The organism is Chelatococcus sp. KU-N122, assembly GCF_055391085.1.
Genome location: NZ_AP043981.1, coordinates 8,348,696 through 8,360,992, shown reverse-complemented (window position 1 = coordinate 8,360,992; position 12,297 = coordinate 8,348,696). Strand labels below are relative to the sequence as shown.

9 protein-coding genes are annotated in these 12,297 nt (G+C 68.5%); 8 read left to right on the top strand and 1 reads right to left on the bottom strand.

From position 1 onward, the window contains the following. Nucleotides 1-39 precede the first annotated feature (39 nt). The 8 genes from ACZ5PO_RS37690 to ACZ5PO_RS37655 all read left to right on the top strand — a co-directional run bounded on the left by ACZ5PO_RS37690 (nucleotide 40) and on the right by ACZ5PO_RS37655 (nucleotide 9,451). Nucleotides 40-1,266, top strand: coding sequence for an aspartate aminotransferase family protein (locus ACZ5PO_RS37690; RefSeq protein ID WP_464188199.1), 1,227 nt, complete (start codon nucleotides 40-42; stop codon nucleotides 1,264-1,266). Between the two features lie 149 nt (nucleotides 1,267-1,415). Continuing rightward, nucleotides 1,416-2,981 (top strand): ABC transporter substrate-binding protein, encoded by a 1,566-nt coding sequence (locus ACZ5PO_RS37685; protein ID WP_464188197.1) that lies wholly within the window; start codon nucleotides 1,416-1,418, stop codon nucleotides 2,979-2,981. Nucleotides 2,982-2,985: 4 nt separating this feature from the next. After that, a complete protein-coding gene (locus ACZ5PO_RS37680) occupies nucleotides 2,986-3,930 on the top strand; it encodes an ABC transporter permease (RefSeq protein ID WP_464188195.1) in 945 nt (314 codons plus the stop codon). Further along, nucleotides 3,923-4,810, top strand: coding sequence for an ABC transporter permease (locus ACZ5PO_RS37675; RefSeq protein ID WP_464188193.1), 888 nt, complete (start codon nucleotides 3,923-3,925; stop codon nucleotides 4,808-4,810). The genes ACZ5PO_RS37680 and ACZ5PO_RS37675 overlap by 8 nt, the downstream gene beginning before the upstream one ends. Nucleotides 4,811-4,812: 2 nt before the next feature. After that, nucleotides 4,813-5,799 (top strand): ABC transporter ATP-binding protein, encoded by a 987-nt coding sequence (locus tag ACZ5PO_RS37670; protein ID WP_464188191.1) that lies wholly within the window; start codon nucleotides 4,813-4,815, stop codon nucleotides 5,797-5,799. After that, a complete protein-coding gene (locus ACZ5PO_RS37665; protein ID WP_464188189.1) occupies nucleotides 5,799-6,773 on the top strand; it encodes an ABC transporter ATP-binding protein in 975 nt (324 codons plus the stop codon). The genes ACZ5PO_RS37670 and ACZ5PO_RS37665 overlap by 1 nt, the downstream gene beginning before the upstream one ends. A 33-nt stretch (nucleotides 6,774-6,806) precedes the next feature. After that, a complete protein-coding gene (locus ACZ5PO_RS37660; RefSeq protein ID WP_464188187.1) occupies nucleotides 6,807-8,246 on the top strand; it encodes an amidase in 1,440 nt (479 codons plus the stop codon). Between the two features lie 356 nt (nucleotides 8,247-8,602). Then, on the top strand, nucleotides 8,603-9,451 hold the full coding sequence (locus ACZ5PO_RS37655) for a TIGR03619 family F420-dependent LLM class oxidoreductase (protein ID WP_464188185.1): 849 nt from the start codon (nucleotides 8,603-8,605) through the stop codon (nucleotides 9,449-9,451). A gap of 236 nt (nucleotides 9,452-9,687) precedes the next feature. On the opposite strand, the gene ACZ5PO_RS37650 is transcribed toward ACZ5PO_RS37655, so the two are convergent. After that, a complete protein-coding gene (locus ACZ5PO_RS37650; protein WP_464188183.1) occupies nucleotides 9,688-12,036 on the bottom strand; it encodes a hypothetical protein in 2,349 nt (782 codons plus the stop codon). Between the last annotated feature and the right edge of the window lie 261 nt (nucleotides 12,037-12,297).

The following is a 12,297-nucleotide window of genomic DNA, read 5'->3' as shown; positions in this document are numbered from 1 at the left end:
TTCTATATTCTTGATCCGTCCGTGAGCGAAGGACGAGCCATGAACGCCCATGCCGAGACGCCGGATCAGAAGCTGCGCGCCCGCGCCCGGCGCGTCATCCCCGGCGGCATGTACGGCCACATGCGCAGCGAGGGCCTGCCGGCGGGCTACCCGCAGTTTTTTGCCCGCGGGGAGGGCTGTTACGTCTGGGACGTGGACGGGCGCCGCTACGTCGATTTCATGTGCAGCTGGGGGCCGGTCGTGCTCGGCCACCAGCATCCCGCCGTGACCGAGGCCGTGCAGCGCCAGATGGCGGCCGGCGACTGCCTGAACGGCCCCTCCGAACGCATGGTGGAGCTGGCCGAGCGGCTGGTCGGCCTGATTCCCCACGCCGACTGGGCGCTCTTCGCCAAGAACGGCACCGACGCCACCACCACCTGCGTGACGCTGGCGCGTGCCGCCACCGGCCGCCGCAAGATCCTCGTCGCCAAGGGCGCCTATCACGGCGCGGTCCCCTGGTGCTCGCCCTATCCGCTGGGCGTCACCGCCGAGGATCGCGCCCACCTGCTGACCTTCACCTACAATGACGTGACGAGCCTGGAGGCGGCCGTCGAGGCGGCCGGCCAGGACCTCGCGGGCATCATCGTCTCGGCCTTCCGGCACGACTACGGCCTCGACCAGGAGCTCCCCGATCCGGCCTTCGCCCGCCGCGTGCGCGAGCTTTGCGATGCCACGGAGGCCGCGCTGATCCTCGACGACGTGCGTGCGGGCTTCCGGCTCACCCTGCGGGGCAGCTGGGACCTGCTCGGCGTCCAGCCGGATCTCAGCGCCTGGAGCAAGGCCATCGCCAATGGCTACGCGCTGGCCGCCGTGACCGGCAACGAGCGCTTCCGCGATGCTGCCTCACGCGTGTTCGTCACCGGCTCGTTCTGGTGCAGCGCCGTCTCCATGGCCGCCGCGCTCGCCACCATCGACGCGCTCGAGGCGATGGATGGACCCGGGCACATGCACGCGATGGGTCAGCGCCTGCGCGACGGCATCGCGGCGCAGGCGGCGGCCGCCGGCATCGGCGTGCGCCAGAGTGGGCCGCCGCAGATGCCGACCGTGCTGTTCGACGACGATCCGGACTGCGCCAAGGGCGACCGCTTCACCCTGGAGGCGCTGCGGCGCGGGGTCTACCTGCATCCGCGCCACAACATGTTCCTGTCGGCCGCGCACACCGCGGCCGACATCGATTTTGCCCTCGAAGCGACCCGGGAGGCCTTCGCCGCGCTGGCGACGGCATGAGCCAAGCCGGCGAGGTGGCACGCAACTTGTTTATGTATGATATATCGGTGCTCGGCCGGCCATAGGGCCTGCGGGCATCCTCACCGCAATCGACGCGGGGCGGCTCGAGCATCGATGCCGAGCTCCGCGCGCAGACGAGGGTGCGCGAGATGACCATGATCGGACGGCGGGACTTCTGTCGCAGCACGCTGGCGCTGGGCGCCCTGGCGACGCTGCCGCTCGGCAGCGGGCCGGCATGGGCGGACCCGAAGCGCGGCGGCACGCTGGTCTACGCCACCGTGTCCGGGCCGGGCACGCTCGATCCGCACGTGTCGTCGAGCGCGGTGGAGCTGGAGGTCATCCATAACCTGTTCGAGGGCCTCGTCGCCCTCGACAACCAGAACGCCACCAAGCCGATGCTGGCCGCCAAGGCGACGCCGTCGGACGACGCCAGGACCTACACCTTCGAGCTTCGGCGCGGCGTCAAGTTCCATACCGGCGAGGAGATGACCTCGGCCGACGTCAAGACCTCGCTGGAGCGCTACCAGCGCGTCAGCCCCAACGCCAAGAACCTGGCCGACGTCGAGGCTTATGAGACGCCCGATCCCTACACCTTCATCATCCGCCTCAAGACGCCGAACGTCGTCCTGCTCGACGTGCTCAAGACGCCGATCTTCCCGTTCATGGTCCTGCCGGCGGCGCAGAAGGACAAGGCGGCCCGCGAGATCGACGTCATCGGCACCGGCCCGTTCTCCCTCGGCGAGTGGGTGAAGGACAGCCACCTCGTCATCAAGCGCTTCGACGGCTACGTGCCGGACACGAGCTCACCCGAGCGTGACGGCTATGCCGGGCGCAAGACGGTCTATCTCGATGCGGTGCGCTACCGTTTCATCCCGGAAGCGACGACCCGTATCGCCGCCCTCCAGACGGGCGAGGTGCAGCTCGCCTCCACCATCCCGACCGAGCTGCGCGCTCGTGTCGAGGAGCGCGGCGATCTCGCCATCCGCCAGGTGTTCCCGGTCGGCGGCACTTACATCATCGTCAATTCGCAATACGGGCTGACAGCGAACGTGCTGATCCGCCAGGCCGTCGCCGCGGCGATCGATGTCGGCGAGATCACCGATGCGACCGGCGGCGTCAACAAGGCCAACCCGTGGATGTCGTTCCCCAACACGCCGTATTACCTTGGCGAGGCGGCCCCGACCCCGTGGTATGACCAGAAAAGCCCCGCCAAGGCTGCGGAGCTGCTGAAACAGGCCGGCTACAAGAACGAAAAGATCATCATCGAGACCAACAGCAACTACCAGTGGATGCGCACGACCATGCTGGTGGTAGCCGAGCAGCTCAAGGCGGCCGGCATGAACGTCGACGTCAAGGTGGTGGACTGGACCACCAACGCCGCGCACATGCAGCAGGGCACCGGCGAGTGGAACCTGTCGACGACACTGTTCGGGCCCGATCATGTGCTGGGACCGCAGCAATGGCGGCCGATGATCTATGCCTTCCCCAGCATCAAGGGCAACGACGCGCTCGACGCGGCCTACAAGGAGTTCTTCACGGCGCCCGACCTCGACCAGCGCCGGGCCGCCTGGCTGAAGATCCAGCAGCAGGTGCTGGGCAACGCCTACATGATCAAGATCGCCGATTCCGGGCGCCTCAGCGGCTATTCGAAGAAATTGAAAGGCCAGTCCGACTATCCCGGCATCCTTCAGCTGTGGGATCTGTATCTGGATTGATCCGATGCTCCGGCTGATCATGCTGAAGCTGCTGCAGGCGGCGCCGGTGATCCTCATCGTCTCGATCCTGGCGTTCCTGCTGATGAGCCTGCTGCCGGGGGATCCCGCCGTGGTGATCGCCGGCGACCAGGCCTCGCCCGAGGCGATCGAGGCGGTGCGCCACAGCCTCGGGCTCGACCGGCCGTTCCTCGAGCGGCTCGGCATCTGGCTGCTGCGCCTGGCACAGGGCGAGTTCGGTTCGTCCCTGATGCTGAACCAGAGCGTGCTGTCCGCCATGGGCGAGCGGTTGCCGGTCACCCTGTCGCTGGCCGGGCTGTCGATCGCCATCACCCTGCCGATCGGCATCCTGATCGGCTCCATCGCCGCCTACTACCGGCAGACCTGGGTCGATTCCCTGGTCATGACCGTGGCGCTCATCGGCGTCTCCATCCCGGGCTTCTGGATCGCCATCCTGGCCGTCATCCTGTTCAGCGTCATGCTCGGCTGGTTTCCCTCCAGCGGCTACGTGCCGTTGGCGCAGGATCCGGTGCAGTGGCTGCGCTCCCTCGTGCTGCCGGCCGGCATGCTGTCGCTGTTCCAGATCGGCTTCCTCGCCCGCATGACGCGCTCGGCCATGCTGGACGTGCTGAGCCAGGACTTCATCCGCACGGCCCGCTCCAAGGGCCTCGGCGAGTGGTCCACGGTGGGCAAGCACGCCTTCCGCAATGCGCTCATCCTCGTCATCACCGCCATGGGCATCCTGGTGTCGACGGCGCTGGGCGGCTCGGTCGTGATCGAGCAGGTGTTCGCCCTGCCGGGCATCGGCCGCCTGGTGGTGCAGGGCATCATGGCGCGCGACTACCCGCTGGTGCAGGGCGTCATGCTGATCTACGGCTTCGCCTTCGTCGCCATCAACCTCATGGTCGATCTGCTCTACACGCTCGCAGACCCGCGGGTGCGCTATGACTGAGCTGGCGCTGGCAGTCGTCCCGGCCGCCACCACCCTCGCGCCCCGCCGGCGTTTCATGCTGGTGCGCCGGCTGCTTCGCCATCGCTCCTTCCAGATCGGCCTCGTCCTGCTCGTGCTGCTGACGCTGGCCGCCATCCTGGCACCGCTCACCGGCATCGACCCGTCCAGCATGAAGGTGCGGCTCAGGTTCAAGCCGCCCTCGCAAGCCTTTCCGTTCGGCACCGACGCCTTCGGCCGCGACGTGCTGACCCGCGTCCTCTACGGCGCCCAGGTGTCGCTGTGGATCGGCTTCGTCGTCGCCCTCCTGTCCGGGGTGCTCGGCGCGCTCATCGGCGTCCTTGCCGCCCAGTTCCGCGGCCTCGACGCGCTGCTGATGCGCGTCATGGACGGGCTGATGTCGTTCCCCGCCATCCTGCTGGCCCTCGGCATCACGGCGGCGCTGGGGCCGCGCATGGAGAGCGTCATCATCGCGCTCACCGTCGCCTACGTGCCGGCCGGCGCCCGCATCGTGCGCGCCTCGGCCCTCGTCGTGCGCGAGCTCGACTACGTCCTGGCGGCACGCATCGCCGGCGCCGGCCCGCTCCGCATCATGCTGCGGCACATCCTGCCCAACAGCGTCAGCCCGCTGCTGGTGCACATGACCTTCGTCTTCGCCTACTCGATCCTGGCGGAAGCCGCGCTCAGCTTCCTCGGCGTCGGTGTGCAGCCGCCGACGCCGAGTTGGGGCAACATCATCGCCGAGGGGCGCGACTACGCCACCGAGGCGTGGTGGGTGATGCTGTTTCCCGGCCTCGCCATCAGCCTCGCCGCGCTCGGGCTCAACCTGCTCGGCGACGGCCTGCGCGATGTCCTGGATCCGCGGCTGAAGGGACCGGGCTAGCCATGGCCGCGCCACTCGTCTCGATCAACGACCTCACCGTCCAGTTCCGCACCGACCACGGCTGGACGACGGCGGTCGACGGCGTCTCCTTCGACGTCGGCGAGCGCGATTGCGTCGGTGTGGTCGGCGAGTCCGGTAGCGGCAAGAGCGTGACCGCGTTGTCGCTGCTGCGCCTGCATGCCCGCGGCACGTCGCGTTTCCCCCGCGGCCAGGTTCGCTTTGCCGGGCAGGACCTGCTGAAGGCGCCGGAGCGGGATCTGCGCCGCGTCCGGGGCCGCGATATCGCCATGGTGTTCCAGGACCCGATGTCGTCGCTGAACCCGGTGCTGTCGATCTGCGACCAGATCTCCGAGACGCTGCGCCTGCATCAGGGCATGGACCGCGCCGCAGCGCGGCGCCGCGCCATCGAGCTGCTCGACCTCGTCCGCATTCCCGACGCGTCCCGACGCGTCGACGACTATCCGCACCGCCTGTCCGGCGGCATGCGGCAGCGCGTGATGATCGCCATCGCCATCGCCTGCCGCCCCCGCCTGCTGATCGCGGACGAGCCCACCACGGCGCTGGACGTGACGATCCAGGCCCAGATCCTGGAGCTGCTGCGCGAGCTCAGGGCCGAGCTCGGCATGGCGGTGATGCTAATCTCGCACGACCTGGGCGTGATCGCCGAGTTCGCCGGCCGGGTCATCGTCATGTACGCCGGCCGCGTCGTCGAGGACGCGCCGGTCGATGTGCTGTTCCGCGCGCCGCGCCATCCCTACACCGAGGGACTGCTGGCCTCCATGCCGGCCCTGGAGGCCCCCGTCGCACGGCTCTACGCCATTCCCGGCCGCATCCCCGATCCGGACGAAGCCATCGCCGGCTGCCGCTTCGGTCCGCGCTGCCGCTATGCCGAACCGATCTGCCGGGCGGCGGTGCCGGAGCTGGTCGCGATCGAGGCGCGCCACCGCGTGCGCTGCGCGCCGCGCACCCGTGCCGCGGGGGTGGCGTGATGGACGCGCTGGTCGCGGTGCGCGATCTCGATATGGCGTTCCCGGCCGGGCGCGCGCACGGACAGCCGGTGCTGCTGCAGGTGCTGCACAAGCTCTCCTTCGACATCGGGCCTGGCGAGACCCTGGGGCTAGTGGGCGAATCCGGCTCGGGCAAGTCGACCACCGGCCGCATCCTGGTCGGCGTCACGGAGCCGACGGGCGGCTCCGTCAAGCTGTTCGGCCGTCTCATCACCGGCCCCGGGCGCCGCGCCAACCTGGCCGCCGTGCGGGCGCGCCTGCAGTTCGTCTTCCAGGACCCGCACGCAGCCCTCGATCCGCGCCTGCGGGTCGGCCATTCCATTGCCGAGCCGATCGACATCGCCGGCACCCATTCGCGGCGCGAGCGCAACGACCGGGTACGCGAGCTGCTCGAGCTGGTCGGACTGCCGCGCGACAGCTCCGATCGCTTCCCGCACGAATTCTCCGGCGGCCAGCGCCAGCGCATCGTCATCGCCCGCGCGCTGGCGCTGGCGCCGGACTTCGTGGTCTGCGACGAGCCGGTGTCGGCGCTCGACGTGTCGATGCAGGCGCAGATCGTCAACCTGCTGATGGACCTCCAGCAGCGCATGGGGCTGAGCTACTTGTTCATTGCCCATGATCTCGCCGTGGTGCGGGCCGTCGCGCAGCGTGTCGCGGTGATGTACGCCGGCGCGATCGTCGAGAGCGCACCGAGGGAGGCGCTCTACGCCGCGCCCCAGCATCCCTATACGCGGGCCCTGCTCGATGCGGTGCCGCGCCCCGATCCGGCCCGCCCCCGGCCGCCGGTGGTCGGCGGCGAGGTGCCAAGCCTGCTGGCGCCGCCACCCGGCTGCCGCTTCCATGCCCGCTGCCCGCACGTGATGCCGCGCTGCCGGGCGGAAATCCCGGTGCTGCGCGAGACGGCGCCGGGGCGGCAAACCGCCTGCCACCTCTACGATTCCGCGCAGGCTGCCTGAGATTTCCATCGACCCGTCGACGAGGCAACCGACATGGCGAGCACCGAACTCCTGTTCACCCCGGCCACCAGGATCGCCGCGCTGATCCGGCGCAAGCAGCTGTCGCCGGTCGACTATATCGATGCGGTGCTGGCGGCGGTCGAACGATTGCAGCCGGCGCTCAACTGCTTCGTCACCGTCACCGCCGAGCGGGCGCGCGCAGCGGCCCAGGAGGCGGAACGGGCGGTGACCTCGGGCCGGCCGCTCGGGCCCCTGCACGGTGTCGCCGTCAGCGTCAAGGACCTGATCCCCACCAAGGGCGTGCGCACCACCTTCGGCTCGGTCGCCTTCGCCGACAACGTGCCCGACCACGACGACGTGCTGGTGACCCGGCTTCAGGATGCCGGCGCCATCGTCATCGGCAAGTCGACGACGCCGGAGTTCGGCATCAAGGGCCAGACCAGCGCGCCGATCTTCGGTATCACCCGTAATCCGTGGGACCTGGAGCGGACGCCCGGCGGCTCCAGCGGCGGCGCGGCGGCCGCGGTGGCGGCGGGCCTCGGGCCGCTCGGCCTCGGCAGTGACGGGGCGGGCTCGACGCGCATTCCGGCCGCCTGTTGCGGTCTCGTCGGCCTCAAGGGCACCACCGGTGCGGTTCCCTACCAGGAGACGCGCGACGCCTTCGGCAACGTCATCGCGGCAGGCCCGCTGACGCGCACCATCGCCGACGCCGCGCTGATGCAATCGGTCATGGCCGGCGCCGATCCGCTCGACCCGTGGACGGTCAACGCGGCGCCCCTCGGCCACATCTCGCCGCGGCTGCTGTCGCAGGACCTGAGCGGCCTGCGGATCGGCTATCTGAGCCGCTCCGGCAGCAAGGCGGTGGCAGCCGATGTGGCGGCGAACACCCGCGCGTCGCTCGACGTGCTGGCGGACCTCGGCGCCGAGGTGGAGGAGGTGACGGCCGAGATCGACTGGATGGCCGAGGACCAGCGCGTGCTCTACCTGTGCTCGATCGCCAACAACCTGGCGTCCGTGGTCGAGCGCTTCGGCGAGCGCACCGATCCCGTGCTCCGCGCCTATGTGGCCGCCGGCAAGCGCTACGACGTCGCCGCCTACATCCGCGCCATCAACGCCCGCACGCGGCTGTTCCGCGCCGTGCAGGCGCTGTTCGACACGTATGATTTCCTGGTCTCGCCGACGCTGACGCGCACGGCCCTGGCCGCCGATTTCGACGGCGCCACCGGCATCGTGGAGATCGACGGCGAGGCGGTCGGGCCGGTGCAGCCCAACTGGACCGGCTTCGTCTACCCGTTCAATCTCACCGGGCATCCGGCGCTGTCGGTGCCGTCGGGCTGGGGGCGCGACGGGCTGCCCACCGGCGTCCAGATCGTCGGCCCCCGCCACGGCGACGGCAACGTGCTGCGCCTGGGGGCGCTGCTGGAGCAAGCGCGGCCCTGGGCCGACCGCAAGCCATCGGTCGCCGCCGGTTGACAGGGCAGCCGCAGCGCCGACGGAAGCGCATCCCGATCGCGTTGAGGGGCATGTGCGCTCTAGGCGCTATGATGCACCGCCACTATAGTTGATCATCCAATGCGTGGCGCCGACATTCGGTGAATGTCGCGCCTGGGCCGCAGCCGCGCTAGTGTGGCGAATCCGAAATTCGCACCACCTCGGGGCATCGTTCGGAGCGAATTTCGGATTCCTAAGCCACACTAGCAACTCTATGATTCTAGTGTGGTTTAATGGATCTGAAGGTCCTGAACATTGATGCCATGTGGGGAGCAGGAACTTCAGATCCACCACACTAGTTGGGTCGAAGACAGAGAATAAGCACGGGAGAGAGCGCGATGAAGATTGGCGTTTTTGGCATCAATATGGGCGCGATCGCCGTCAATCCCACGCTGCTCGCCGAAGTCGCCAAGGCGGCCGAGGACCTCGGCTATGACTCGGTCTGGACCGGCGAGCACATGTGCCTGCCTTCGCCCCGCGTGCCGCCGTCGCCGTTGGAGCCGACCGAGCCGCTGCTCGATCCGCTGCCGGCCCTGACATGGGCGGGTGCGTTCACCTCCAAGATTTTGCTGGGCACCGGCGTCCTGCTTCTACCCCAGCGCAATCCGGTGGCGCTCGCCAAGGAGGTCGCCAGCGTCGACGTGCTGACGGGCGGGCGGTTCCTGCTCGGCATCGGCGTCGGCTACCTCGAGCCCGAGTTCCGCGCCGTCGGCGTGCCGCTGGAGCACCGCGGCAAGCGCGCGGACGAATACTTGGCCGCCATGCAGGCGCTCTGGAGCATGGACGCGCCCGCCTATCACGGGGAGTTCGTCAGCTTCGAGGGCGTCGACGCCCATCCCCGGCCCACGCGGCGCGAGGGCCCGCCGGTGGTCATGGGCGGCCACTCCCCGGCCGCCTATCGCCGTACGGTCCGCTTCGCTGACGAATGGTTCGGGTTCGCGACCGACATCGAGCGCACGAGGGCCTCCCTTGCAGGCCTGGCGGAAGCCCAGCAACGCCATGGCCTGGGGCGCGCGAAGGGCCGCCTTGCGATCAGTGTCACGCCCCCGATGGCGGCCGACCCGCAGGTGGTGGCCGACTATGCGGCCATCGGCGTCGACCGGCTGAACCTCAACATGCGGGGCCGCGACCGCGACGGCTATCTTCGCTTTCTGGAGGACAACGCACCGGCGAAGCTGGTCCGCTGAGCGCCTCCTGATCCATTGCTCCGGGCTCAGACTCCGGCAGGCCTTGCGTAGCCAGTCGCTGGGAAAGACGAGAGCGGCAATGCTTCGGTGTCATCGAAGCATTTATGCACTACCTTGAGCTCGGAGCTATAAAATTGTTCCGTTGGTCATAATAACTTGTAATTTCTATGATAGACCACGGCGTGGTTGCTGAAGGTCAGCAGCATCGTGCGATGCGCCACCATTGCAGTTGACATTCACGCCATTGCCGGCCGGCCCTGAAGCACCCGGCCGATGCGGTCGACAGTCAGGGACGGCAGGAAATCCGGGTCAGCCACGATCGCCATCGCCTCGCCCTCGGTCAGCGCGCGCGGCCGGTCGATGGTGTCGTCGCCGTTGCCGGCAACCCAGGCGCTTTCCCAGAGCACGGCTACGAGATGGGTGCCGTCCTGCATGGCTTCGATCGTGTGGGTGCCAAATTGCGTCCACAGCGCCGCCGACGCCGCCTTGCCGGTGCCGCCGGCCGCAACGAAGGCATCGACGACGGCCTTGGGCGGGATCAGCGAGAATGTGCTGCGCATCAAGCCGATCGTCAGCCTCGCGGCCTCGAAGCCGCTCGTGACGAGTTCCTTGGCCTTCACCTTGGGTGTCTTCGCCAAGCCCTTCAGGATCGCATCCCGGTTGTCGAAGACCATGTCGTCCTCGTAGGCGGAGTGCACGCCCTTGCCGAGCGGACGCAGCTCGCTCTGGCCAGCCCTCTTGCCCCTGCTGAAGGTGTGGGTGACGGGGTGGGCGGGATCGCCGTCGTGCAGATACGAGATGTGCAGGGGCTGGCAGGCGTCGCCGACATAGTGGGTGAGCACGCCCGCGGCGCAGACGAATTGGGGCATGTGGCCGCCGGCGACGAAGGCAACCATGGCATCGAAGATCTGCCACACGCGGAAGGGCAGCAGGCCGCGGTGCTGCGGTGCGATCGGCTCGCCCGTCAGGATATCGGCGACCGTGTCGTAGAACGCCTGCCATCGATCCGGATCGATGAAGGCATCGTCGACGGTCAAGTCGAGCAAGGTCTGTCCGTCCGGATTGGGCTGATCCATATCGGCGAAATGGTTCGGCCCTTCCCGCGGGCGCGCGTGGTGCTGGTGGGCCACGCCCGGCTTCCAGAAGAAATCCGGCACGTCGGCCATGGGCACGAAGGCCGCGTTGCCCATGCCGGTGAACTCACCCGCCGCAAGATCGGCGTCGGGCCGGCTGACGATCTCCGCGTTGGCCTCCATGAGCTTGACCAGCTTCGGATGGCGGCTCGACAGCGCCACCCGGCCGCGGGCGGCAATGGAGAAATGCCCGAGCGCCCCCCAGGTGTCAGGTTGATCGAGGTTCCAGTCCCGGACGAGGTCCACGTCGAGTAGGGCGCAGGCGCGCGACAGCAGGGTCGCCAGCGCGAAGCCCTGCGGCTCCGCCTCGCCGGCGGAGTTGAGCATGTTGCGGCCCCACTGCACCGCGAGCGGAAGGTAATCCTGGGAATGGATCTCGGTCTTCTTCGCTTCGTCCGAAGCGGCAGATCGCGGCTCCAGCATCCACATCGTGCCGGAGTCGCCAGGAAGGGTGATGAACGGCGCAGTTGCCGGATAGGCGTCCCTGCCGCTGCCGGCGCGCGGGCCGATCAGCAGGTCGGCGACATATTCGAAGCCGCCCGACCTCTTGTAGCGATAGAAGAGGGCGAGGATCTCGCCTCGCATGTCGCCGCTCGCCGCACCGATGCCCCGCACCTGGCAACCGACCAGCGACAGCGAGAGATTGGCGTCGGAATAGTCCACCAAAGGGCCGACGACGCCGATGTCACGCACCTGCGTCGTCCACGCCGAGAGATCGTCGATGTCGATCAATCCGAGGTCGAGATTGACGAATGTTCCCCGCCCCGGAAACGATGGATACAGCTCGGAAAACGGCAGCCGGGTCAGCCGGTACGGCGCGCTCGTCCCGATGCGGTCCTCGCTGCCGCCGCGGCGGGCGAAGACGACCTCGCCGTCATCGCCCGCCACATGGCGATTGGTCAGCGCATAGATCTTGTGGCCGTCGCTCACCAGGCAGGCCACCGTCGCGACGTAGTCCCTGCCTTGCACCTTGGCGACGATCGGCCGCCCGGGGCCGATGTTGTTGACCGGGAAGACGACGTTGGGAGCCGTCATCTTCGTTCGATCCTGCCGAGGCGCCTCGACGACGCAGACCGGGATCTTGCGTCCGTCGGGCATGAAGAGGGTGGTGGGAACCATGTCGCCGGGCCGCTGCGCGAACTGCGCCGGGTCTTCCCACTGGGACACGAACACCAGGATGCAGGGCCACGAGTAGGGACGCACCGCGGAGTTCGTGAGCGTGCGGACGCCGGTGCCGTGACGCGCGGGCGTTTCGTTGGGCCAGCTGTCCTCGTGGCGAATGCGATAGCGGCCGATCGCGGTAGCCACGACGTTGGGGTGGCGCGCCAGATGCGCGTGATAGAGGTCCCGCGCCTCGAGCAGGTCCCGCAGGGACAGATGGGCGAAGGCGTTGTCGCTGTCCTGATAGCGCGACAGATCGACAGGTCGCTGGACGTCCTCGAGACTCGGCATGCCGCATCTCCCCCATGGACGCTCTAACTATGATTGTATGTCGGCAATCTGCAAGCGCGCGGATCCGGCTGTTTCCTGGGGGCGAGGCTCGTCGCGCTCCCCGACGATCGCAAGCCGCATCCGCGCAGGACGAGCCCGGGCTTGGGTCTGGAGGCAGCCGGGCGCTCCCGGTGGGCCGCGCATCCCGCTTCGGGCGGAATTTTCTCCTCAGCGGCGGGGTTGGTGAAAACCTATCTATAATTTTATTAAAATTTGTAAATT